The organism is Bacteroidales bacterium, assembly GCA_012519055.1.
Taxonomy (GTDB): Bacteria; Bacteroidota; Bacteroidia; order Bacteroidales; family Salinivirgaceae; genus JAAYQU01.
The window spans coordinates 37843-64583 of record JAAYQU010000043.1 but is presented as its reverse complement, the minus strand read 5'-3'; the positions used below and the strand labels follow the sequence as shown (position 1 = coordinate 64583).

Annotated in this window: 21 protein-coding genes; 7 read left to right on the top strand and 14 right to left on the bottom strand. The window is 34.3% G+C overall.

All coding sequences use genetic code 11. The features are described from left to right. The 11 genes from GX311_08105 to GX311_08055 all read right to left on the bottom strand — a co-directional run. Window positions 1-262 (bottom strand): coproporphyrinogen III oxidase (locus GX311_08105; GenBank protein NLK16344.1); only part of this gene is annotated, 262 nt, incomplete at its 3' end. A 210-nt stretch (window positions 263-472) separates the two neighbouring features. After that, window positions 473-904 carry a hypothetical protein gene (locus GX311_08100; GenBank protein ID NLK16343.1) on the bottom strand — a complete coding sequence of 144 codons (432 nt, stop codon included), beginning with the start codon at window positions 902-904 and terminating at the stop codon, window positions 473-475. 52 nt (window positions 905-956) lie between these two features. Next, a complete protein-coding gene (locus GX311_08095; GenBank protein ID NLK16342.1) occupies window positions 957-1889 on the bottom strand; it encodes a hypothetical protein in 933 nt (310 codons plus the stop codon). A 111-nt stretch (window positions 1890-2000) separates the two neighbouring features. Then, window positions 2001-5156, bottom strand: coding sequence for an ATP-binding cassette domain-containing protein (locus GX311_08090; GenBank protein ID NLK16341.1), 3156 nt, complete (start codon window positions 5154-5156; stop codon window positions 2001-2003). Between the two features lie 36 nt (window positions 5157-5192). Further along, a complete protein-coding gene (locus tag GX311_08085) occupies window positions 5193-5576 on the bottom strand; it encodes a DUF1987 domain-containing protein (GenBank protein ID NLK16340.1) in 384 nt (127 codons plus the stop codon). A 15-nt stretch (window positions 5577-5591) separates the two neighbouring features. Beyond that, a complete protein-coding gene (locus tag GX311_08080) occupies window positions 5592-6176 on the bottom strand; it encodes a hypothetical protein (GenBank protein NLK16339.1) in 585 nt (194 codons plus the stop codon). 38 nt (window positions 6177-6214) lie between these two features. Further along, on the bottom strand, window positions 6215-8839 hold the full coding sequence (locus tag GX311_08075; GenBank protein ID NLK16338.1) for a PAS domain S-box protein: 2625 nt from the start codon (window positions 8837-8839) through the stop codon (window positions 6215-6217). A 47-nt stretch (window positions 8840-8886) separates the two neighbouring features. Then, window positions 8887-9642, bottom strand: coding sequence for a GAF domain-containing protein (locus GX311_08070; GenBank protein ID NLK16337.1), 756 nt, complete (start codon window positions 9640-9642; stop codon window positions 8887-8889). A gap of 13 nt (window positions 9643-9655) precedes the next feature. Then, entirely contained in the window at window positions 9656-10222 is a 567-nt protein-coding gene (locus tag GX311_08065) for a chemotaxis protein CheB (protein NLK16336.1), read from the bottom strand. Further along, on the bottom strand, window positions 10219-11049 hold the full coding sequence (locus tag GX311_08060; GenBank protein NLK16335.1) for a hypothetical protein: 831 nt from the start codon (window positions 11047-11049) through the stop codon (window positions 10219-10221). The genes GX311_08065 and GX311_08060 overlap by 4 nt, the downstream gene beginning before the upstream one ends. A 3-nt stretch (window positions 11050-11052) precedes the next feature. Continuing rightward, the gene (locus GX311_08055) at window positions 11053-11895 is read right to left on the bottom strand and encodes a protein-glutamate O-methyltransferase CheR (protein NLK16334.1); all 843 of its coding nucleotides are present in this window, start codon (window positions 11893-11895) and stop codon (window positions 11053-11055) included. A 435-nt stretch (window positions 11896-12330) separates the two neighbouring features. Here GX311_08055 and tgt point away from each other — a divergent pair, with 435 nt between their 5' ends. From tgt to pyrF, 7 genes are all read left to right on the top strand, one after another. Then, window positions 12331-13461, top strand: a complete 1131-nt coding sequence (gene tgt / locus GX311_08050) for a tRNA guanosine(34) transglycosylase Tgt (GenBank protein NLK16333.1) — start codon at window positions 12331-12333, stop codon at window positions 13459-13461. A gap of 26 nt (window positions 13462-13487) precedes the next feature. After that, window positions 13488-14573, top strand: coding sequence for a YjgP/YjgQ family permease (locus tag GX311_08045; GenBank protein ID NLK16332.1), 1086 nt, complete (start codon window positions 13488-13490; stop codon window positions 14571-14573). 155 nt (window positions 14574-14728) lie between these two features. After that, entirely contained in the window at window positions 14729-16273 is a 1545-nt protein-coding gene (locus GX311_08040) for an acyl-CoA carboxylase subunit beta (GenBank protein ID NLK16331.1), read from the top strand. A gap of 11 nt (window positions 16274-16284) precedes the next feature. Continuing rightward, entirely contained in the window at window positions 16285-16641 is a 357-nt protein-coding gene (locus GX311_08035; protein NLK16330.1) for an acetyl-CoA carboxylase biotin carboxyl carrier protein subunit, read from the top strand. 188 nt (window positions 16642-16829) lie between these two features. Further along, on the top strand, window positions 16830-18002 hold the full coding sequence (locus tag GX311_08030) for a phosphoribosylformylglycinamidine cyclo-ligase (GenBank protein NLK16329.1): 1173 nt from the start codon (window positions 16830-16832) through the stop codon (window positions 18000-18002). 10 nt (window positions 18003-18012) lie between these two features. Further along, window positions 18013-19089: a peptide chain release factor 1 gene (gene prfA, locus GX311_08025; protein ID NLK16328.1), complete on the top strand. Its 1077-nt coding sequence runs from the start codon at window positions 18013-18015 to the stop codon at window positions 19087-19089. Window positions 19090-19206: 117 nt separating this feature from the next. After that, window positions 19207-20025 (top strand): orotidine-5'-phosphate decarboxylase, encoded by an 819-nt coding sequence (gene pyrF / locus GX311_08020; GenBank protein ID NLK16327.1) that lies wholly within the window; start codon window positions 19207-19209, stop codon window positions 20023-20025. A gap of 80 nt (window positions 20026-20105) precedes the next feature. Here pyrF and GX311_08015 read toward each other — a convergent pair whose 3' ends face one another. The 3 genes from GX311_08015 to GX311_08005 form a co-directional block, all read right to left on the bottom strand. After that, entirely contained in the window at window positions 20106-22622 is a 2517-nt protein-coding gene (locus tag GX311_08015; protein ID NLK16326.1) for a T9SS type A sorting domain-containing protein, read from the bottom strand. A gap of 135 nt (window positions 22623-22757) precedes the next feature. After that, window positions 22758-23987 (bottom strand): tetratricopeptide repeat protein, encoded by a 1230-nt coding sequence (locus GX311_08010; protein NLK16325.1) that lies wholly within the window; start codon window positions 23985-23987, stop codon window positions 22758-22760. A gap of 68 nt (window positions 23988-24055) precedes the next feature. After that, window positions 24056-26740: a DUF2225 domain-containing protein gene (locus GX311_08005; GenBank protein ID NLK16324.1), complete on the bottom strand. Its 2685-nt coding sequence runs from the start codon at window positions 26738-26740 to the stop codon at window positions 24056-24058. Window position 26741: the final 1 nt, after the last annotated feature.

Here is a 26741-nt window from a genome sequence, read left to right as displayed (position 1 = left end):
TTTCTGCATTTGGTGAAACCTTAAAGTTGTCGGTAATGATTTCAATTATTCCCTCAATTTGTGTTGACGATAAAATAGAAGGGGTGCCACCTCCGAAATATATGGTTTCAACCTCGTCGCTAATGTAGTTTTTTCTGTCTGCTAGTTCTGTTTTAAGAACATTGATATATTTGTCGATAGCCCACAATTCGGTACACGAGTAGAAGTCACAGTAATAACAGCGACTTTTGCAGAATGGTATATGAATGTAGATTCCCGACATATTCTTTATTGCTAGCAAAAACAATACCGACCTTTATTATCTTAGGCTCATTAAATTTTAACTCTCCTTGTTTCTAGAGCTATATATTTGTAAATTAACACTTTACACGGTTATAAGGTTTGAGTTGACAAGTTAATTTTATATGTAAAAAACCAAGTATCGGTCGAAAAACGAACAGATACTTGGTTTTTATATTTATTAAATATTAATTTATTTTACAGTAATGTATGACATTACGCAAACTGCAGCACCTTCCTTACCATCATAGAAGTATGCATTTATTTGATATATTCCTGCTTTCATACACGAGAAACCACAGGCATTATCAATTGCTCCATCTGCTTTAAGATTTGATACCAATTTATTTGGACCATCAAATATTTCAACAATCAATTTTCCCTCGTATCCATCGGCATTACAAGTACTGAACTTATATATTGTGCCTTTGTTTAATACGATACTGTTTTTTGTAGATGGTGGTGGTTTAACAGCACTTTGTGGCATTTTATATTTGAAATCTTTCAAATATGTGGCATTTCCAATATTGAGCGCACAGGAATTAACTAACTCATCACTCTGCGCCATTGTGGTATTTGCCGATAATACTAAACCAATTATTAATAAGAGAAATATCTGCCTCATGGGTAATCTGTTTTTCTTAATTTTGATTTCTTCTATAATAGTAACTTATTACTTAAATATTTATTATTTCTTGTCTAACCTCATCAATTGACTTGATAATGTTGTCTAAAGTTTTTTCGGGTACGTTAACATATGATGTTTCGTTTTGAATATAAACTAAAATACCGTCAATTTCAACTTCCTTGCCTTCTCCTTGCACAATAGTTTTGGTTACACCATCAAAAGAGTCCAAAATACGTGAAAAGTGTTTATGTAATTGCGCATATTGTGGATTTTTCTTATAGTGTGAAAGAATATCTACTAAGTTTTCAACTATAGTCTTTTGTTCTCCAATGCGTTCAATTACTTCTGTGTTTTGACGAGCATTTTTTATAACTTGTGTAGCAATAAACATACCTTCTACCCACATTCCACAAATTATTAAAGCACTAACTTCAGAACGTCCTGTTTTTTGCAGGTGAACGTCCATGTTGTTAAAACTTGATACAGATAAGTACATTAATGAATCAAGATTTTCATTATTAGTGGCTAATCTGCGTATTGTATTAAAGTCAAAGAATTGTTGTACTCTTAGCTCTTCACTTAATTTACGTATAGCTCGCATATTGGTCATAACCGGACCTGTCTTTCTATACATATTTAAATATCCCAAGTCTGCACCAAAAATACCGAGGTTAAGTGCCCGTTTAAAGTCTGTGTTGTAACGGTCAACATCATCAATGCTTGTTATGTAGTTTTCGTTGAACGGAACTCCCGTTGCCTGTAAAAGGGCTGCCATTTCAACGGGTGACGAGGATATATTTTGCAGAATTTGTAGAGTTTCTGTGGTTTCAGATGTTTCATATTCCATAGAATCCAATGCATCACTCTCTTCTACTATAGATTTGAAAATATCAGTATTGCTACTTGTTTTGTTGTTATTACATCCTCCGCAACCATATCCAGCAATAGCGATAATTATTGAGTAAATTATAATCCGATTCATAGATATATTCTTTTGTAGTATTTCTGTTTAATGATTTGATTTGCTGTGTTATATATATTTATATTAAAACATGTACTTAATTTTAACTTTTTCAAAGCCTAAATATACTAATTATTTTTTTCTAAATCGTATTATTATTCTTGGAAGTTTAATTTTTGCTACTCTGTTTTTTATTGGCTTAGTTAATTTGCTAAAGTTAATCATTGATAACCGCCTACTAATTCCTTTTCCAATGTTTAAGTCGATAGCTTTTTTCAAAAGATCGTAGTATAGAGTGACATACATCAGTGCTGTCATTAACCATACTATTACTGTATTGAACCAAAATGTATCGAAGTAAGCACCCATAAAGTGTTTTTTGGGAGAGTAAAAGTGTGTTCTGAAACTAAATAAGTTGTCTGGTTTTGATATTCTAAAAATGGGGTCACGTTGTTTGATTAGTTTTCCGTCAGATTCCACAACTTGTTTTACGTAGATATTCTTTACAATATCTCCAACCGCTTCATTATGATATTTATTTTGTTGGTTAATGTAGATACTTGGATCTTTCGCATCTAATGCTATGATAATATTTTCTTTGGCTTTTGTTGCTTTTGCAATCTCTATTTCGTAATAATCAGTTACTCGACTGAGGTAATCAAGTGTTTGGTCTGCAACAAATGCGTCAAAACTCTCGATTGTAAGTTCGTCAAGATAGCCAAACTCAACGTGTGGATTTGTCTCTAACTCTCGTCCAATTTCGTTTTGTATTAACTTCAAGGTTTTTTCGGCTTTCTTAATTCTATCTTCATTTTTAGAAAAAATACCAGTTAATGATTCGTCTATTCGTTGACGTATTTCTGCCGTCCATTTTGTTCCTTTTATGTCACCGTTGCTTATTGTTTTATCATATTCGTAAAAGAACTTTTCAAATTCATTGTCTTTGAATTGTTTAACCATAAGTGCTTCGTAGCTCCAACGCGACGGGATAAACTCTGCAATCAAAGGTACTTTATCAACGCTGCCAATAGCTTTGTTTAATTTATCAAAGCTGAACATTGCACCTCCTAATACCATTTGTGGTATCATTAGTAAAGGAATTAAAATGTAAATAGTTACAGCTGAGTTAAATGCAGATGATATGTTTAAGCCGAGCATGTTAGAAAATGCAGCTATTGTCCATAGTGTCATCCAATATTCAAAATTAAGACCTTGAACTTCTAGAATTGGATTGGCAATTAATATGAATAGAATTGATTGAATTGCTGAAATAGCAAATAGTATTACAACTTTACTTGCTAAATAGCTTGATCTTGAGAGGTTTAAAAACGCCTCACGTTTAAGTATTTTCCGGTCTTTAAATATCTCTTCGGCACTAACTATAAACCCAAGGAATATGGCTACGATAAGTCCCATAAAGATATATATGGGGATATTACTATTTACTCTGAATACGTATGTATCAGAGTCGGGTTCTATATAACGAATTATGAATGCGAGAATAAAACCTAATAGTGGGGCTTCCAATAGGTTAATTATAATGTATTGTTTATCACTAATTTTAGATAATACGTCTCTTATTGTGTAAATTTTGAATTGCGAAAACCAATTAGGAATATTAAGCGTTTTTGGAGGTTTTTGCTTAACATCATCAATTCGCTCGTATTTGGTACTCTCCTTATAGTATTCTTCCCACTTTTCGGGACTTACTTTGCGATTACCTGTATATCTTCCAAACTCATCAACTACCTGTGCATCAATCACATTGAATATTAACTCAGGGTTGACATTACCGCAAGTAGGACACTCTCCAACCTCGGCATTAATTTGGTTATCAATGGTTTTGAAGTACGAAACGGCCTCTACAGGATTACCATAATATATCATATATCCGCCAGTGTCTAAAATTATCATTCTATCAAACATTTTGTATATGTCTGATGATGGCTGGTGGATTACGACGAAAATTAATTTACCTTTAAGTGCGAGTTCACGTAAAAGGTCCATAACGTTTTCCGAGTCTCTTGATGATAATCCCGATGTTGGTTCGTCAACAAATAGTATAGATGGTTCGCGAATTAATTCAAGTGCAATGTTCAAACGTTTTCTTTGTCCTCCACTAATAACTTTGTTAAGTGGAGATCCTACTTTAAGGTCTTTGCGTTCTAATAGACCTAAACTATTTAGAGTTTTGAGTACAAGTTTGTCAATCTCTTCGTTTGACAAATCTTTGAAACATAGTTTTGCGTTATAGTATAAGTTTTCATATACAGTAAGCTCACTGATAAGAAGGTCGTCTTGTGGAATTGAGCCAATTACACCTTCAAGTTGCTCGCTTTGGGCATGTAAGTCTATACCGTTTATTTTTACAGTTCCTGTTGATGGACTCTGCAAACCTGTTAATAAATTAAGCAATGTAGTTTTACCTGCTCCGCTGGCACCCATAATTCCAACAAGTCTTCCTTGTTCTTCTGAAATAGAGATGTTCCTTAAACCAATAGTTCCATTTGGAAATTTGAACCCTACATTATCAACATTAAAAGAAATATGTGCAGAAGTTACGTCTGCTAAAAAGTGAGATATAACATCGGAGTAGTATATTGGTTTTCCCTTAGGTAGCCTGATTGAACTCCCGTTGGCGAAGATATATATGTTTTCATTGTTAATTGGCAATCCGTTCAGTAGTATCTCTTCAGTTCCTGTGTAACGTAAGAAATATAGTTCAACACTTTTAATTTGAAGAATAAGTATATCTTCATCTAGCTCTTCTGTTTCAATTTGTTTACACTCATCGTTTTCGATAGTTGGTTTGCTACTAATTCTAAGAATGTTACTGTTGCTTATTGTTTGTGGATCATCAATAATGAATTGCTCTGTACTTTGAAATTCTTCAGAAGTTACATTAAATACTTCGGCAACGGTGTTGATGATAGCCATCCGCTGTTCGGTAAATTTTTTATCAGCATTTACAAGCTCGAATAGACGTACCAGAACAACTATTTTTTGTTTTTGGGTAAGTCGCCGGTTAATTTTCTTACAAATACCAAGAATTCTTACTGAGTCTCTGACAGATGTTAATTGCTGCTCTTTATCTTGGTTGTTGATATTGTTCGGGTCTATGTCTGCATGTTCGTAAAACAGATTAAGGTATTCTGTAACAGCTTCGTGGTTTAGCTGTGACGTTAGAAATTTTTTCACAAAAATCAATTCGTTACTAGCAACACCGCTATCTTGTTTAGCAATGAGGGCGAAAAGTTGCATCAACGCTTTGAGAATTTCTTCACTCATACCTTAATGTGTTTGATGGTTATTTAGCAAGCTTAATTAATCCATAGAATAACTAACTTGTTCAAACGGAATTTCAACGATATCTGCATATTCTTCTCCCGCCTCTTCCATATCTTCATCATCGTCAGGGAAATGCCAACGGACTAGTACGTCGTTGCCTGCTTCGTAAATTTCCTCGAGTATCAAGAGAATATCGAGTAATAGTTTTGATGATGCGGTATTAAAATATACTAATTTGAAATTGAAAACGGTTTTATCGTTAGGGTCTTTTGAGTATCTTTCGAGCCAATCGAGTATTGGTTCATAAAAGGCTGCAACATCCTCAGGTAGTGAACGTCCTGAAATTTCAAAAAGATCATTTTGTGCATCAAGTGTAATACTTGGCGTATCGTCTGTTTTAATGATTTTTATTACTTCCATGGTTATGTTGATTAATTAATTGTTTCTTGATATTTCGGTTGAGAATATGAAAAACGAGTACTCGTCATTTATTGGTAGAAAGTGATAATTTAGTTCACTTCCGGTTTTTCTGGCAACATCAATAAATCCTAAACCTGCACCTCCTTTTTCTGACAATCGACCCTCTTTAATTCTTTCTTTGTATAACTCTTTCAAGTCTTCTTTGTCTGAGGAGTTAATGTGGTCAATCAATGTTATTATAGATGATATTTTGTCTTTACCAACCACATTGCCTGTAGTAACAGTATAATTAGTGCTACTTTTATTTAGCAAAAAAATACCCTTGCCGTCTTTATGTACATTAGAGATGTTTTCTTCGAGACATTCGGCATGTTTACTAATGTTTTGTAAGCATTCAACCATGACATGGAAAACTCTCTTTAGTGTGGAAGGAGCTTCCATTTGAGTTTCCATACTTGTTTCCGTTAAAGAAGTAAATGCTTTGATAACTTGGTGTGTAACAATGCCTTCGTAAACTAAAACAACTTGGTGGTCACGCATAGTTTTATAGAAACTATACACAAACTCTAAAAATTCCTTAATTTCTATTTTACTATCCATAACAATTTGATATTTGTATTCATTTCTTAAACTTTCAATTAAAACTCTATGCCTATTAACAAGACATCATCTATTTGTTTGTTTTCTCTTTTCCACTCAACAAAATCCTTGCTAAAGTAGTCAAGGTATTGTTTCATGCTGTAATTATGATAATTTGTAATTGATTCACGTATTCTTCTCGGCTGGTATTTGTAATTATTGGGGCCTCCTATTTGGTCGGGTAATCCGTCAGAGAAAAAGAAAACCTTATCGCCTTTATGAAGGTCTATTTCGTGATTTGTAAAAGGTTCTTCTGGCCTTCTTCCAATAGGTATACCTCCGATGGCTTTGCGATTCCCTTTAAACTCTTTTAGTTTTTTGTCTCTTAGAAAATATAGAGGTCTGTGTGCACCTGCGTAATGGAGCTTTTTAGTTTTTAAATTAATTTTGCAAAATGCAATATCCATACCATCACGAGCATTTGCGCCTTCCATATCTTGTTTTAAAGCTGATCTGACTTTTAGATGGAACGTATCTAAAATTTCGGCAGCGTTCATATTTTTGTCATGATCGACAACGTTGTTTAATAAAAAGTATCCAACAAATGATAATAGTGCCCCCGGAACACCGTGACCGGTACAGTCAACAGCAGCAATGTAGATAATGTCATCTTTTACAAAAAACCACGGGAAGTCTCCACTAATAACATCGCGGGGTAGATAAAAAATAAATGAATTGGGTAAAAATTCTTGTACTAATTTAGTATCGGGAAGTAGTGCTTTTTGTATTCGTTCAGCGTAATTTATGCTTTCTGTAATATTTTTATTTTTCTCTTTAATCTCGTTCTCATTTTTCTTTTGCTCGGTAATGTCGTGAGCTACAATGAGAACTGTTTCTAACTCTTTTTCTTCGCTGAACTCTGGTATGGCACTTACTTGCTGAATTCTGTCTCCAAAATTGGTTGGGAAAGTAGTTTCGTAGTTCTGTTTTTGAGATGTTTTTCCAACTTCAGCTAATGCTTTTATAAAAAACTCTTTTATTTGACTATTAAAATCAACTTCCTCTATATTTTTGCCAAGTATTGTTTTATTGTCGACACCAGTAAATATTTTAACTATTGGGTTGGCATAGAAGAACTGACCTGACAGGTTTAATCGCATAATCATATCGGGCGAATTTTCTGATAAAGCCTGCATTTTGCTCTTCATTCGCTCCTCTTTTTCAGCTCGTCTGCGTTCTGTTATATCCTGTGAATTAAGGATAATCCCTTGTATTGCAGGGTCGTGTAAAAGATTTCTTCCAACTGATTCGATATAGACTTTTTTACCGTCTTTGCGCATGTACGTAAATTGTACGACTACTGGTTTTTCTGGCTCTTTAAGTAATGTTTGAAACATGTTTTTTATGTCGGTGTACCCCTTTGATGTGAGCCTGTCAAAGTCCTTGCCTTCTATCATTTCCTCGGGTGTAAAACCATAGATATTTATTACTGACGGCGAAACGTATGTTAATTGTTGAGAATCGTTGTAAATGGATATTACTTCCGAAGCGTTCTCTAATAGTGAATGTATCCTCTTTTGTGAGTTTTCTACTTCTTGTATTTGTTGTTCAAGTTTGGTATTTGTTCGTTCAAGCTCTTCATGTGTAGCTCGCATCTCTTCTGCATTCTGACGAAGTTCTTCTTCATTTTCCTTAAGTTCTTCGGTCATTTGTTGTGAGTCATGAAGCAGCCGTTCTGTTTTAGCATTTACTTTTAAATTAAATAAAGTTCGTGCTATTATCTCACTCAGTTCTTGTAAAAAGCGAATCGAAAGGCGTGTAAAATCGTTAGATAGTGAGGCAAACTCTAATACACCTTGAAGCTTTTCATCGGTTATAAGTGGTACTATAAGGATGCTGTTTGGTTTTTGATCTTTAAGTAGTCCGCTTGTTATTGTTACATAGTTGTTAGGAATCTCTTTCAGGTAAATGGTGTCCATTTCATAAGCAGCCTGACCAATAATACCTTCTCCAATTTTAAACTTCTGATTAATTTGTCTCTTTCTGTTATAAGCGTACGTAGCTATATTTGTAAGGGTTTGGTGCTCTTCGTCATAGATATAAAATGCACCTTGTGTGACTTTTATGTATTCAATTAATGAAACTAATGTTCGATAGGCTAGGTTTTCAATATCATTGTACTTTCTAAGTATTTCAGATACTTGGTCTTTCCCAGCTGCTATCCATCCTTGATCAGCTTCTTTTCTTGCAGTAGAGAGTAAATTGTCTCTCATTCGTATCAAAGAGTGTCCAAGTATGTCTTTTTCATCAATAATTACATCATCTATTTGAAAATTGCCTTCACCTATGTTTTTTGCAATTTGAATATTACGATTTATTGTATTTTCCTTTTGTTGAATGTCGTTTTTGTAGTAGTTTTCACTTGCTTGAAGTACCTTTTCAATACGATATCCTATGAAACCGAGAACTAAAGGTGCTAGATCTATTATTATCAAAGAAGGATTGTAAATATGTATTTGAACCAAACCATAAATTGATATTTCTTGGTCGTGAATAATAAATTCTATAATCCATGCTATGATGGGAAAAGCCATGCCAAGAAGAACAATGCCAATTGGAAATCCTGTTTCAGATCCACTACCAAGAAGCATTTTTCGCACTTGTTTTGACCGCTTGAAATTCATATGATTATGTTACTTAAAAATGTTTTAACGTTTTTTACAAAGCTACTTTATTTTTCGAAATGTTCACAAAGGTTGTTAAGAATTTTCTCTAATATTGTTATTTGTTTAGAGTTTAAATGATTGAATAAAGCTAATTCCACAACAGCAACACTTTTATCATTTGATACTACTGGAATGATAATAATGTATTTTGGTTCGCCTTTGCCTAACCCTGACATGATTTGTCGATAATTATCAGGTAGTTCGCTTAAATATAGTGTTTTACAATCTCTAGCAACCTGACCATTTAGTCCTTCACTAAAACCAAAAGGAGCAGGTTGTTCTTCTCCATAAAAAGCGTAGTCAGCTATTGGTTCAAAAAGTTCTGTGTCGTTATTGTATTGGTAAAACAGCCCTTGAACTATATCAAACTCTTTAGCCATACGTGATAGGAATGTTTTGGCTATTTCAATAGGATCGTTTAGTTTGTTAAACTGTTCGATTAAACTGTCGAAATCGCTTTGTTTCTGTTCAATTTGTTCCTTATTTTTGTATTCTTCAGTGTTTACAACTTGTTTTATTGTTACATTTTCAGGTAAAAGACTGTTTGTATATTTAATATGCTCTGTTTTTATTACTTCGAACATACGTTTGACTTTAAAGTACATTATCGCAATTAAGATTATAAGCAAAACAAGAGATGCTGTTGCGAATTTATAATAATGTTTAAAGTAGTCAAAAACAATGATATTGCACAGTATCAATATTACTGATAATAAAAACAGATATGATAGCTGTCGTTTATATTTTTTTATCTTTTCCATAATGTTTACAAAGTTATCCTATTTTATTTAAAAAACGGATTATTTCCGTTGTTGAGTACTTATAATCAACGCTCATAATTTGCAAACAAGCATTTGGCATAGTTGGAACCTGGCTTTCTACAGGGTCTTGAACAATGGTTAGTCCACCGTTTTCTTTTACTTTTTTTAATCCAACTGCTCCGTCTCGGTTTGCCCCTGATAAAATTATCCCCACAAGCTTTCTTTTATAGTTATATGCTGCCGACATAAAAGACAAATCAATTGAAGGGCGACTATGATTAACAGGCTCCTCAGTTGATAATGAAAACCTGTTTCCTAACTCTATGTGCATATGGTAGTTAGCAGGAGCCAAATATATTATGCCAGGTTTGATAGCATCTTTATCATCTGGTTCTACAACAGGCAGTTTTGACTTTATACTCAGAGCTTCCACAAATCCAGATCTAACATGCTTCAACCTGTGTAAACACAGGAAAACAGGCAAAGAATAGTTCATAGGTAATGATGATAATATTCGTGTTATTACCTGAAAACTTCCAGCACTTCCACCAATTATAACTGCTCTATAATTTGACATCATACGCTACGTTTTTTGTAAATTTTTTCTATTTGATTTAAGCATGTTAACTTTCGAGAAATTGGCGAACTATCAATATTTTCTTTTGATCCTATGCAAAAAATGCCACCTATAACCAAACTATCAAAAAGTGTTTGACAAACTGTATCTTGGGTAGTTGCATTTAAGTATATCATTCTGTTTCTGTACAATATAAGGTGATGTCCTGGAATAGGATCATCTTGAACGAAGTTGTGTTTTTTTGTTTCGACACCTTCAAGTAAAGTTCTGTCCATTATTACCCTATTACCTTCAGTAGTACAATAATTTGAAATTTCATTACTATCTGTAAATCTTTTATAATTGCCCTCAGAATTTTCCATTTTACGTATGTCATATGACACGTTGTTGTTCAGGTCGTCTAATCTTAATTGACTTAAACTGGTTGCAAGTACTTTTACTTTGTCTTGAAGGTTTGATTCTTTTATTAATATCATTAAGCTGTAGACGTCATCTGCAGATGAAATGCCAGGCATTAAAACTTTAATGTTTGAATGTGCTTTTAAAAGTTCAGGCAAATAAACATCTCTTAAATCTCTCCAAAATGAAGGATCTCTGAACATTTCGGTTGTGTCAACTAAGCCTTCAGAGAGATACTTTTCAAACAGTCTGGGGTCGGTCTCCAAACGATTAATAAAGTCAACTACTGATGAGTAATTATTGTCATTCATTACTTTCAATATACGACGCTTAAACGAAGTAAGTGCATAACCACTAAAATCGATATCATATTTATCGTTTATTGCAGCTATAATTTTTTTTGTGTCAACTATGCCAATGTCGTGTATCATAAATTAGAATGACTTTTTCTTATATATGCCTTTTGTTCTTTCAAAATTGTTAGCCATTGAACCTAATATACTTTCGTGTGCACCTAAAATTAAATAACCATCACGGTAAAGATTGTTAGAAAACATCTCAATAACCCTATTTTGCAGCTTGTTGTTAAAGTAAATAATAACATTTCTACAAAATATAATATCGAATTTTGAATAAAAAATATTTTTGTCGTTAACTAAGTCGTGTTTTCTATATATAGCCTTATTTCTTAAAAAAGGCTTCATAGTTATAGAGTCTTTACTGTTATCAATATCAAAGTATTTTTCATACGGAACGTCACGTACATCCTCGTAGTTATATGGGTTTTCTCTAATAACTTTGTCAAAGTTGTCTAAATAATTAAGGTTAAATCTGTATCTGTATTCTCCCTTTTTAGCTTTTTCAAGCATCTCGGTATTTAGGTCAGTGGCAAAAACTTTGGCCCTATCAAACATGTCAAGTTCGTTTAGAAGAATAAGCATGGAGTATATTTCCTGTCCACTCGAACACCCAGCATGCCAAATAAAAATTGATTTGTTTTGTTTAAAATCTGGAAGCACTCTGTATTTCAATGTAGTCCACAATTCAGGGTCACGAAATAGTTCAGTAGTATTTACTGTTATTCCCTGAATGACTTTCTCTAAAAAGTTACTATCTTTTGATACTTTGAGAATAAGTTCGTCAATAGACATCCTGTTATCAATGAGAATTTTATCGATACGGCGACGGAATGACATTTCGGAATAATCCGTAAAGTCATATGTCGAAACGTTCTTGATTGCTGAAATAAATCTATTGCTCTCCTCAATTGAAACCATACAGAACCTTAACTCAAATACAACTTAATCGTTGGATACAATTTAATTTTTATTAATAATAGAGTATTTGTTATTTATAGTTTATATTTCAAACTTTTGACTACATATATAACCTCAAATTACAAATATGGCATAACTACCTTTTATTATAATTTTCTAATCAAATCTCAAAAATATAAAAAAAATCATGAAACATAGCTTTTAATTCAAATTTATGTCAAATCATTGATTTTTGATTTTTTAATATCTAATATAGTACAAATAGGCAATACAATTTGCTATTTTCATTGATATAGTACACTATTTGGTGAGAATTGTAAAGAGAAATCAACATTCGAAAAATTTAGTAAAAAAATATACCTTTGTGGACTTTATCTAAATCAAGCAAAATTAATTGATATTACAAGCAGTTAAAGGTACAATACACTGTAAATCATGTTTTTTGAATTAGTAACAGAAAAGAAAACAGTAGGCGCAAGAGCAGGTATTATACGCACACATCATGGAGAGATCCCAACTCCAATTTTTATGCCTGTTGGCACTTTAGGTACCGTAAAAGCTGTTTTGCAAAAGGATTTAGAGCACGATATTGATGCCAAAATAATATTGGGGAATACATATCATCTCTATTTACGTCCGGGAATGACTGTTCTCAATCAGGCAGGAGGTTTATCCAAATTTATGAATTGGGAAAGACCTATACTTACAGATAGCGGGGGGTTTCAGGTTTTTTCGCTTTCTGATATGAGAAAAATTAGTGAAGAGGGTGTCGAGTTTCGTTCGCATATTGACGGATCTAAGCACTTTTTCACACCTGAGAATGTTGTTGAAAAGCAGCGTATTATCGGCTCTGATATTATGATGGCTTTAGATGAATGTCCTCCAGGAGGTTGCGACAGAGAGTATGCAAAAAAGTCGTTAATGTTGACACAAAGATGGTTGGAAAGAGGCTTTTCTCACTTTAAAAGTACTGAATCTTTATATGGTTATCAGCAACACATTTTCCCAATTGTACAGGGTGCAGCGTTTGCAGATTTGCGCAGAGATGCAGCAAAGTTTGTGTCAGATATGGGTGCAGTTGGTAATGCTATAGGAGGACTTTCTGTTGGAGAACCAACCGAAATAATGTATGAAATGATAGAGGTTGTTAACGATATTCTACCTGCTGAAAAGCCTCGTTACCTAATGGGAGTGGGGACTCCTGCAAATATAATAGAAGGTATCGCACGAGGTGTTGATATGTTTGATTGTGTAATGCCAACTCGAAATGGTAGAAATGGAATGTTGTTTACTTGGGACGGCATCATCAATATTAAAAATAAAAAGTGGGAGAATGATTTTTCTCCTATTGATGCGAGTGGCAAATCTTATGTTGATCAAAACTTTTCTCGTGCATATTTAAGACATCTTTTTCAAGCAAGAGAAATTCTAGGTCTTCAAATAGCAACTATTCATAATCTTAGGTTTTACTTAGATTTAGTAAGAGAGGCTAGAGAACAAATAATTAATGGTACATTTGAGGAGTGGAAAAAAGAGACAATTGTTCGCGTTAGTGCACGTTTGTAATATATTTGTATAATATTGACAAGTAAATGTTCAACAAGTTAGATAGATATATACTAAAAAAATTTATGGCAACCTATTTTTATGCAATAGGTCTCATTGTCATATTAGTTGTTGTATTTGATCTTTCTGAAAAACTTGACGATTTCATAGAAAACAAAGCACCTCTTAACGCCATTATATTCGATTATTACGTTAACTTTATTCCATATTTTGTAAATCTTTTTAGCGGACTTTTCACTTTTATTGCAGTCATATTTTTTACTTCAAAAATGGCTACTCATAGTGAGATTATTGCCATTTTGAGTGGGGGTGTAAGCTATCGGCGATTTCTCAGACCATATTTCGTTGGTGGAATAATTCTTACACTTCTATCCTTTACATTAATTAACTGGGTTATACCGCATGCAAACATAAAAAGAATGGACTTCGATGAGAAGTATTGCAGAAGCAGTCCATATCAGAATAGAGACAACGACATACATCGTCAGATTTCACCCGGGATATTTATTTATATGCAGTCGTACAATACAACGATGGATATTGGATACAGATTTTCGTTAGAGCGATTTGAAGGTAGGAAGCTTAAAGAAAAAATTAATTCCGATTATATTAAATGGGATTCTACCAAAAACAAATGGGCAATACACAATTATAACATACGAGTAATTGATTCAACATCAGAATACGTTGAATGGGGAGATTACCTCGATACAACGTTTGTTAATTTCGACAAAAGCGATTTTTCTTCAAGAGACGAGATTGTTGAGACAATGAATTATCGTGAACTCAATGAATTTATTGAAAAACAAAAACTTAGTGGTACAGCTAATGTGGCTGTTTATGAGATCGAAAAACATAAGCGTTTTGCGCTTCCTTTCTCTACCATTATTTTAGCTATAATGGGGGTATGTATATCTTCAGAAAAGAAACGCGGAGGCATAGGTATCAATATTGGATTGGGTCTTGCGTTAGCATTTTCGTATATTTTGATGCAGGAAATAACAATGGTTTTTGCTGTAAATGCTGGTTTTAACCCGTTTTTATCTCTATGGATACCAAACATTGTCTACGCGATCATTACATTCTTTTTATACAAATATGCATCGCGTTGAGTATCTGGTGCATAAACTTCGAACTTGTCAAATAAGTATTAAAAAATTTCACAGGCAGGTAAAAGTTTTATAATATTGCAATGAAAATGTTAATAAATTGTTAACGTTTTTCACATGATATTCTATATTTTTTTTTTAACCTAAAAAACAAATATATGTCATTAAAACAGAAAACAAATGAACTGCTAAAACGCAAAGCGATAGCAGAAGCCGGCGGTGGAGAAGAGGCAAGTCTCAAACAGCAGGCACGCGGGAAGATGACTGCTCGTGAGCGGATATTCGCACTCCTTGATAAAGACTCATTCCAAGAGTACGACCTATTTGTACAGCACGATGCACGCGATTTTGATATGCAAAACAAAGTTTTGGCAGGTGACGGCGTTATAACCGGAACAGGAACAATATACGGACAACCCGTATGTATATATGCGCAAGACTTTACTGTTGAAGGAGGTTCTCTTGGCTTTGCACACGCAAGAAAAATTACTAAAATTATGGACCACTCGCTAAAAATGCGAATGCCACTTATTGGGATTAATGATTCGGGCGGTGCACGTATTCAAGAGGGAGTTAACTCACTGGCAGGATATGGCGAAATATTTTTCCGTAATACTCTTGCATCAGGTGTTATCCCACAAATTAGCGTAATTTTAGGACCATGTGCAGGAGGAGCAGTATACTCTCCAGCATTAACAGATTTTGTCTTTGTAGTTGAAAACATCTCGAAAATGTTTATAACAGGACCAGAGGTAATTAAAACTGTTCTTGGAGAAGAGATATCAATGGAAGAGCTTGGTGGAGCAAAGGTTCATGCCGAAATATCAGGGAATGCCCACTTTTATGCAATGTCTGAATTAGAGTGTTTTGAACAAATTAAAAAGCTATTAACATTCATTCCTTGGAATAATGGCCAAAAAGCGCGATCATTCCCTCCAAAAGAGCCCAGAAAAGATATCAAAATTGAGAAAATAGTACCATCGGACACCAGACAACCATACGATGTTCGTGAGGTTATTATGGCAATTGTCGACGATAGCGACTTTTTTGAAATAGCCGAACATTTTGCACCAAATATAGTAATTGGATTTGGACGTATTAATGGTGAAACAGTAGGATTTGTTGCAAATCAGCCACTCTATCTTGCAGGCGTTCTCGATTGTGACTCATCTGACAAGGCAGCACGCTTTATTACCTATTGCGACTCATTTAATATTCCAATAGTTACAATTGAAGATATGCCGGGATTTTTACCTGGTATTGATCAAGAGCACGCTGGTATTATCAGACACGGAGCAAAAATGTTGTACGCTTATAGTGAGGCAACTGTGCCAAAAATAACTGTTATTTTGCGTAAAGCATACGGTGGAGGTTATATAGCAATGAACTCGCGACACCTAAGAGCAGACTTTGTATTTGCTTGGCCTACAGCCGAAATTGCAGTTATGGGTCCTGAGGGTGCAGCTAATATTATATTTAGAAAAGAGATTGCAGCTGCTGAATCGCCTGAAGAGATGCGTAAATTGAAAATTAAAGAGTATAAAGATAAGTTTGCTAATCCATACGCAGCAGCCTCAAAAGGGTATATTGATGCAGTTATAGAACCACAACGCACAAGAGAGATATTGCTTCATGCTATTGAGGTTTCTGCTAACAAAACAGACGGACGACCACGTAAAAAACATGGAACTCCTCCGTTATAATAGTCACGATTATGGAACAAGAAAAAGTAAAATATAAAACGTTAGTGATTGATGATGTGGCTTATAAAACCCTTTATCACACTAAGTATGAAAAACGTAAGAAGTATGAGTTGCCAAATCCAAGAGTTTTAAGATCGTTCTTACCCGGAAATATTTTGAAAGTTTTGGTAAAAGAGGGCGATGTTATTAAAAAAGGAACAGGACTTTGTGTTCTTGAGGCAATGAAAACGGAAAGTGTTATAAGAAGCACTGTAAATGGAACTGTCACTAAAATACATGTGCAGAAAGGAAGTGTTGTTCCGAACAATGCACTGTTAATGGAGTTTGACTTAGATAAAGACCCCGAAGCTCAGTCAGATGTAGATTAAGAATCAGGTGCTTCAGAATTATAGTACGTTAAATTTTTTAAGTATTAACCATATAATCAAGAGTCCAGAAAATGGACTCTTTTTTATTTTAATCATCAGAGGTTCCATACGATCTTAAACGAAAAAACTATAAACGTATGAAAAAAAAGAAAAATCGGTTACCTTTGTAAACTTAAAATAGTTGAAAAATGCAAAATAAATCACGCTATGGACAACGTGGTGTCTCTGCGTCTAAGAGCGAAGTTCATAATGCTATAAAGAATATCGATAAAGGTTTATATCCGAAAGCATTTTGTAAGATTATACCCGATTTTTTAGGGGGAGATCCTGAATACTGCAACATAATGCATGCTGATGGAGCAGGGACAAAATCATCACTTGCGTATATTTATTGGAAAGAGACAGGCGATTTGTCTGTTTGGGAGGGGATTGCTCAGGATGCCCTGATTATGAATATTGATGATTTACTATGTGTTGGCGCAACTGACAATATTTTGGTATCATCGACCATTGGAAGGAACAAAAATCTTATACCTGGAGAGGTCATAAAAGCAGTTATTGAAGGCACCAGTAATGTAATTGAAAAACTCGGGCAGCATGGTGTTACGTGTCACTTTACAGGTGGAGAAACGGCTGATGTTGGTGATCTTGTAAGAACAATAATTGTTGACAGCACCGTTACAGCAAGGATTAGAAGAGACCAGGTAATCGACAATGCAAATATTCAAGATGGCGACTTAATTGTAGGATTATCATCATCGGGGCAAACAACTTATGAGACACAATACAACTCGGGAATGGGTAGTAACGGACTTACAAGTGCTCGACACGATGTTTTTGATAAATACTTAGCTAAAAAATACCCGGAAAGTTTCGCCCCACAAGTACCTAATGAATTGGTATATAGCGGAAATCTTAAACTTACGCAAATGATTGAAGAGGTTGGGTTAGATGTTGGAAAGTTGGTACTTAGTCCTACACGAACATATGCACCAGTTGTTAAAAAAATTCTCGAAGTAATGAGAACCGATATCCACGGCATGATACATTGCTCGGGTGGTGCGCAAACAAAAGTTATGAAGTTTGTTGAGAATATGCATGTTGTAAAGGATAATATGTTTGAAATACCTGTTCTGTTTAAAATAATCAAAGAACAATCAGATGCTTCTTGGCATGAAATGTATCAGGTTTTTAATATGGGACATCGTTTTGAACTATATGTAAATCCTAAATCAGCTCAACAAGTTATTGATATTGCAGATAGTTACAATCTTGAAGCAAAGGTTATAGGACACTGTTCAAAGTCAGAAGGTAACAAACTAACAATAGAAACAGAGTTTGGAAAATTAGAATATATTTAATAGACCATATATGGCACTTATTGAAAAATTAGAATCGCTTCGATTAAAGTATGAGGAGATAGGTCAGCAGCTTGCTGATCCTTCGGTAATAAGCGATGTGCAAAGATTTGTAAAATTAAATAAAGAGTACAAAAACCTCGAACCCATTGTTGAAACAGGGAAAGAGTACAAAAATGCTTTGGCAAATCTCAAGTCTTCGAAAGAGCTTTTGGCAACGGAAAAAGATGAAGACCTGTGTCAAATGGCAAAAGATGAGATAGATTTGTTAGAAGAGCAGATACCGCAAATTGAGGATAAAATCAGAATATTGATGATACCCAAAGATCCCGAAGATGACAAAAATGCCATTCTTGAAATCAGGGCAGGGACAGGGGGCGATGAGGCTAGTATATTTGCGGGTGACCTATTTAGAATGTACAGCAAGTTTATTGAACAAAAAGGTTGGAAACTTGAAGTAACCAGCACAACTGAAGGGACATCAGGAGGTTACAAGGAAATAGTAGCAAGTGTTACAGGCAACGGAGTATATGGAATTTTAAAATATGAGTCTGGAGTACACCGTGTACAACGAGTTCCGCAAACGGAAACCCAGGGTAGGGTACACACTTCGGCTGCTACAGTTGCAGTTTTACCAGAAGCCGATGATTTTGATATTGAGATTAGAAATGAAGACATACGCAAAGATACCTATTGCAGTTCTGGACCTGGTGGACAGTCAGTCAACACAACATACTCGGCTATACGTTTAACGCATATTCCAACGGGGCTTGTAGTGACTTGTCAAGACGAAAAATCGCAATTAAAAAATTTAGACAAGGCAATGCGCGAGCTAAAAACAAGACTCTACAATATTGAATATCAGAAACGTATGGATGAATTGGCTTCAAAGCGCAAAACAATGGTTTCAACTGGCGACCGTTCGGCTAAAATTAGAACATACAACTATCCACAAGGAAGAATTACTGACCACCGTATTGGCTTGACACTATATAATTTGTCGGCTGTTATGGACGGGGATATTGATGAGATAATAGAGAAGCTGCAAGTAGCGGAAAATGCGGAGAAACTTAACGAGAGTACGATATAGTTAAAAGTTGTAGAGACGGAGCATGCTCCGTCTCTACGTTATGAACGTTGCATACGTTAATCAATTAGCAATTGATTAATAGAATGTTATTTATAAAACATCAAACCATAAGGATTTATGAATTACAGCGATATAGTTAATCAGATAAAAGCCAAAAAGTCGTTTTTGTGTGTCGGATTGGACAGTGATTTAGAGAAAATTCCGCAATCGCTGAAAAGGCATGACGACCCAATTTTTGAGTTTAATAAAGCTATTATTGATGCAACTCATAAATATACAGTTGCTTATAAACCAAATATTGCCTTCTATGAATGTAACGGAATTAACGGCTGGATAAGTTTAGAAAAAACTGTTGATTATATTCGTAATAACTATCCTTCAATGTTTCTGATAGCGGATGCTAAGCGCGGTGATATTGGAAACACATCGAAAATGTATGCTAAGACATTTTTTGAAACATTTGATTTTGACGCTGTTACAGTTAATTCGTATATGGGTTCTGATTCTGTTTTACCGTTTCTTGAGTATAGTAACAAATGGGTAATAGTGTTGGCACTAACATCAAACAAAGGTGCCGATGATTTTCAGAAGAAAAATATGAAAAATGATAACCCGTTGTACATTCAAGTTGTGCAAGAGAGTTTAAAATGGGGAACTAAAGATAACTTAATGTATGTTGTAGGTGCTACTCAAGCTCAGATGTTATCAGATATAAGAAAGATAGTCCCCGATAATTTTATTTTAGTTCCGGGCGTTGGAGTGCAAGGTGGCGATTTACATCAAGTTGCACAGCACGGTATGAATAGCAACTGCGGATTGCTCGTCAACAGCTCGAGACAAATTATTTATGCCTCTCAATCAGATGACTTTGCTGAAGCCGCTCAAAAGGAAGCTGCGAAAATGCAAGTAACAATGAGTAATTTGCTATTGTGTTAAAAATCAAAAGCAATTTTTAAAAAAAAAGGAGTCGTCTTTTTTAAAGACGACTCCTTTTTCTTTATTCTCAATGTTTTAGCTTATCTCTTAATAAACCTATGTACTATAGTTTTGTTAGCTCCAATTATTCTTACAAAGTAAGAACCTGAGTTTAACGTTCCAACATTAATAGTGGTTGTTGCATTATCGGTTTTTGTTGTACCGATTAGTGTACCATCTATGTTATATAGCTCAATAATAACTTCGTCGCTACTGTTACGTTCTATTGTTAATATGCTTTCAACTGGATTAGGATATAGTCGTAAAAAATTCTCTGTCAACCCTTCAATTCCAATCATATTTAGAGTAATTGTTTGTTCAGCATCGTTAACTACAAACGAACCATTTAAATCGTTATATCCTTCTTTTGTAGCGGTATAAGTGTAGTCTCCATTAACTAATTCTATTGTAGCATTACCCTGTTCGTCAGTTGTTAACTCTCCGCTCTCAAGATCACCGTCAACACTAACTGCTACTCCTTCAAGTGGTACTCCACCACATTCTGCATGGAAAGTAATTGCAAAATGTTGCGCTGGAGCCTCAATAAATATCTCAACATCTTGATTGTTAACTGTAATCGAGCCTTCTGTATCAGATAACCCTGATATGGATAATATCCAATAATACTCTCCATTAGGTAAGTTAATAGTAGCTATTCCTAAGGAATCGGTTGTTAATGTCTCTCCGTTAACTACGATAGTTGCACCTTCGATTGGACCACCTAACTCATAATAAACTTTAAATGTTACAGTATATGTAACTTCAAAATTAGCAGTTAAAGTAACATTTTCGCTTGGCATTGTATATACAAATTCTGCATCAGTACTAACTTCAACTCCGTCCTTTGTCCAGTTAATGAAGCAGTATCCATCAGCAGGTGTGGCTACCACTGTGATATTTTCGCCTTGTTGGTAGTTGCCGTTTACGTTATCGTTTACGGTACCTCCATTGGCTGGATTTGCAACTAATGTTAAAGTATATTCTTGATGAGTTATTGTTACGTTGACAATAGCAGTGGTGTCATCATTAGGATTTTGATCTTCGGCATATAGGATAACACCTTTAATGCCAATAGTTCCTGCTGTTGTTGGTGTCCACGTTATGTCAATAGAAGCTTGTGCTTCTGAAGCTATATCTACTCCGCTTGCAGTTGCCAATACGGTATTTGCTGTATCTTGTAGCTGAACTGTATATTGTGTCCCTGCAACAAGATAAGATCCTTGGTTAAAAATAATGAAAGAAGAGGTGTGTGGAACGTTAACTAATGCATTGGGAGAAGCATTTAGTTGAACTGCCGTCAAGTTTTTTAGCTCCACTTCTCCAACCATGATATTGTTTATTACAGTTTCCTTAATACATGTTGAGCTATCACTCGTCACTGTGACGTTGTACGTGCCCGCGACCAAGCCTTCAAACACTCCATCCTGATTAGTTTCACCCACTATTGAATATTTTACTGGAGCAGCTCCATTCTTGTTCATATATATAGCACCATTAGGTTTCCCAATTGTAGCTGGAACTATGCTGTCACAATATGCTGTATATACACTGTTTTCAGATAAATAGTGGCGATTACCTGTACCTTCTATATCATAGGTAGCAGGGGGCAAGTCTATGGCATTTGCGCTATCATGATAAGATACTTGCCAATAAGAATATATTATGGTGTCTGGAGTATGAGAATGAGTAGATTGCACAATTATAGAGTCAACTGCCTCTAGACCACTTGTAGGGCGTATTTCTGTGAATGTGCCTCGTTCAACAAGATTTTGATCAAACCAAATCACAAAAAATTTAACATAGGGTAGAGGAACATTTGGTTCTTTTGCTGCTTTTAAGACTAATTGGGCATTTGTATTATCGCAAAAGTGATAGACTTCTCCTTTTGCCAGCTCACCTTCTCTTGTTACATCTCTTGGGGTTACTCTTTCAAGATTTATTCCGTTAATTTTTAGCTTACGATTTGGATTATCCCGAATAACTAAATGGTCTTTACGAATAGTGGCATTGTTTATTAAGATGTTATATGCTTCATTTTCCTCTAAAATTAAAACATTACATTCAACTAAACTGCTGATAGTAACCTTTCCTTTCTTAATCACAAAATCAGAATATGTTTTTATTGGAGTGTTCAAAACAACTTCTCCGATAGCCTCTATATGAACTGAGCCTTTTAGTTTGATATCAGATCTTATAGTGCTTCTTTTTTCCGATTTTAAAACCCATACACCTTCAAAATTATCAACAACGGATGTCCCAATTTCAATTATTCCGTATGATGAAATTTTAGTTTCTGGTTTTCCGGTTATTTTTCCGGATTCCCAGTATAGGTTTCCAACCTCAATATTGTTGTCAATAAAGATATGACTGTTAGACTTATCGATAAATACATTGTCAGTTTTTGATGGAATTACTTCTTCATTAGATTTTGCTGTTAGAAGTTCCCACATAGTTGGATCATTCCATTTTCCTGTTCCTCCTTTCCAGTAAAAGTCAAGTGCAAACAATCCTGTTGTAGGAATTAAGGCAAATGTCAGGATAATTAATAAGCGTCTCATTCTATTTGGATTAAAGTTTATCATTTGAGTTTGTAATAATACGTATAAAATTGTAAATATGTTTGCTCATTTATCAATGATTTATTGACCTATATCAAAGTATATTGAGTAAAAACGGATCATGTTCCGTCTTTACTAATCGTTACTAACATCAATATTATGCTTGCGGAGAATTTCCAAAGCTTTATCGCGTTGATTTTTAATTCTAATAATAACAATAGTTAGCCATATGATAATTGCAGTTAGCACAATAAAAATTGCAACATAAACATCCCCATATTTGTCATCATATTCAGTTTTAATTCTTGTTTGAATTATCGGAGTTTCAATTGCAGTTGAGTCCTTTAATGTTACGAATTTCTGATAACTCTCCAGTGCTCTGCGGCTGTCATTAGTTTCAATATGAAGAAGATATAAGTTGTGGTAAATATCACTTAATAGTGTGTTGTTTTTAATGCTGTCAGCTAAAACTAAAGCTTTATTATACTCATTTTCTGCTGCTTTGTAATCTCTCTTTAGGAATTTGACCTTTCCGATATTAAGCAAAATTTTTGAATAAAGCTCTGTGTAATTCTTATTGCAATACTTAAGGGCTTCCTCCAAAGTTTCGTTCGATTTTTCTAGTTGCTTCAGCTTGAAATAAATTTGTCCTATGTTGTTCAAGTTAAATGCTATTTGATCTTTGTTGTGGAAAAGCTGTTGTATTTGAAGTGCTTGCTGAAAATGCGACAGCGCCTCTTTAAGATTTCCAGTTTCTTCGTATGTTGTTCCCAACTGACTGTGAGTTCGTGCTATACCTCGTTGATTGTCTAATTTTGCGTAGAACTTTAAAGCTGAGTTCAACGCATTTATCGAGTTTGAATATTCGCGAGCAAGAAAGTAGACTACTCCAAGATCAAAATATGTTTCTGCCACATGGTCATCTTGTTCCAATTGTTCAAAAATCCGTACTGTTTGCTGATAGTAAAAAATTGCTTTCGGATAATCTTTCAAAAGAATGTATGACATTCCAATTTTTTGAAAAATATTACCAGCTTTATCTCGTGCCCCAAGCCTTAATGATACTCGCGAAGCCTGTTGAAAAAAGCTAATTGCCTCGTTGTATTGTTTTTGATTATAGTATGATAATCCAATGTAGTTCAGTGCGTTAGACAGTTCGTGATACTCTTCCAAAGCATTTGCCAAATCCCTTGCTTTTATTGAATATTCACGGCTTTTATCAGGGTCAGAATCAAGAAATTCTTTTGCTAAGTCATTTAATGCGATTACACGCTCTATGCCTTCTTCAGGAATGCTGTCTTTTAGCTCCGCATAACCCGATTGTAGCGATATTGTGAAAATTATAAATAAAAGCAGGTGTCTCATAATCAATTTATACGTTAATTCGTTGTATCCGTCATTTTATAACTGCATGAGATTTATATGTCTTATAATTAGGTTGTTATATTTGTTTCACTTGGAATTAAAAAATCAATTTTTGATTCATTGTTATATGAGACCTCAAAATTAAGTTTTCCTCCCCATAGTTTTACAAAATCTAAACAAAAAAATAGATGTTTTTCTGTTTCCGACAACTCATCGCGGTCTTCTATGTCCAGATCGCCATCAATATTTATTAACCGTGCAATTTTTTTATTTTCGTTCGGGTCTCCATTGTCAAATATAGAAATTATTATTGAATCGTCGCTGTTAGTGCATTTTATTGTTATTTTACCATGTTCAATTGCTGATTGCATTCTGTACCACATCAAGTTACTGAACACGATTGAAACTGCTACCGGATCGCAATTGAAACAGAAAGTTTTGGAAATCAAGTTTTTTATCTCTACTTGTTTTAAGTCAGATAAATATTTGTAAAGGCTTGTGATATCGTCAATTAACTGATAAATATTTGTTCTTTCGGGATATAGTTCAATTGAATGTTTTTGAAGTTTTGCCCAATTCAATGTGTTTTCTATTTGATTGTAAATGCTTGATGTTGACTGGATAAATGCTGGTATTGTATTGTCTGATTTGTTCTCAGAGCTTTTAGCTGACTGTATTTCGGCGTTGTGAAGCATTGCAAAAAAAGGAAGCTTAATATTTTGTATTATAATGTTAACTAGTTTATCCTTAGTGTTTTGTACTTTTTCGATATTTTTTTTACTCTCTTCCAATTGGGCGTTTAGGGTGTTAAGATTTTTGTTTGTACTTTCCAGATTCAGATTTATCTTATTTTTAACTCTATAACGTGAAAAAAGCAATATAGCTATAACAATTGCTGCAACAGTAAGTAAAATAAAGAGATTTCTGATAGATTTTTCTAATCGGTTTTCTTTAATAAGTGCAGTTTCGCGCATTTTTTGTTCTTTTACTATTGCTTTTATTTCGGCTTCTTTCTTTTCTGTCTCTAACTGACGTGCAAAGTTCAATTTTTCAGCTTCATATTGGGTTTTTACTTCAGTAAGTTTCAGAACAAGATCCTGATTTATAAGACTATCATTATACGCTTCATATTCATAACGATAAAGCAATGCACTTTTAAAATTCGATCTTCTTTCGTATAATTCTGAGAGCTTTAGCGCAATATTACGTCTCATTTCGTGACTCAAATCAACTCTCTTTTCATTCCAAGCTGATTGTAAATAAGTTATCGCTTGAGTTATGTTGTGATTTTCTGCTTCGGCAATAGCTAAATCGTAATTGGTTTGTGCTACTCCTTTATAGTCTTTTATCTCTTTTCTTATTCGTAGTGACTGTAAAAAATATGATTTTGCCTCCTTGTATAGTTTTTGTGTAAGATACAGATTACCAATATTATTGATAATATCCGATGTTCTTTTATGATCTGAAATTTGGCGATATAGCTCAAGCGATTTTTTGTAATATTCCAATGACATGTTGTAGTTGCCTAAGTTTTTATACATCATTGCAATGTTGTTTAAAATGCGTGCATTTTCAATTTTATCGCCAATTATTTCGCAGTATCCCAATGCGCTAAGGTAGTAATCTAAGGCATGGTCGTATTGTCCTTTTTTATAATAAACACCGCCTATGTAGTTGAGACTGAGAGCAATTAAAGCATCGTTCGATAAGTTTTGATGTATTGTAAGTGCCTCTTCGTAATACTCAAGAGCTGTTTCGGGCATATTAATATCTTTATAAATAGTTCCGATATTATTTAATGTTGCTGCAATCTGCTGAATATCAGCAATATTACGTCTTATTTGCAACGCATGCTGAAAATTTTCAAGTGCACGTGTGTAGTTGTTTATATTTCTGTAGGTTGAACCTAATTCGTTGTATATTACTGCTATATTAGCGTCATTGCCTAACGATTTCCAAATGTTTAGAGCCTGATTTAGGTTTGATATAGCTTTCTCGGTATTTCCACTTCTTGTTTGCGCTTTGGCTAAATTGCTCAAACTGCGGGCAATACCAGCAGAGTCGCCAGCCTGAGCCGCATATTTATTTGATTCGTAGTAATTATTTATTGCCTCATCGTATTTGTTAAGTCGCAGACAGGCGTTTCCCATCAAATTATATGTTGATGATACGTTTTTATATGACTTTAAGTCCATATAAATCAAAAGTGATTGATGATGATAACTCAACGCAGAATCTAAATTGCCCGTTTCGCTAAAAATCAAACCTATATTGTTAATTGCAACGGCTTCGGTCTCTTTGTCTGATATCTTTCTTGCAAGATTCCTAAGTCGTTGGAATTCAAGTTTAGCTTTTGTCCAATCTCTGTTTTTCCAATATAGTCGTCCTTTAGTCTTTGTAAATTCAATTATTGATGAGTTTAACTTTGTTGTATTCAAATAATTATTAACGCTTTCGGCGCATTGTAGAGCATCAGCATATTTGCCAAACTCTTCTAAATATTTTATTTCTACTAAACTGGTGTTGATAATGGTATTGGTGTCTGCCGATACTTTTGCCAATTCGGTTGCTTTGTTAAAGTAGTATAGAGCCGAATCATTTTTTTTGTCAGCAAACGTTAATCCCATTTTGAGATATTGATTTACTGATTTATACTTATCGGGTTCTGTAATGCTATATTGAAGAGTATCAGTGTCTTCAGCTCTACATAAATTTGCAATTATCAATAAAATATATAGCAGATAACGGGCCATT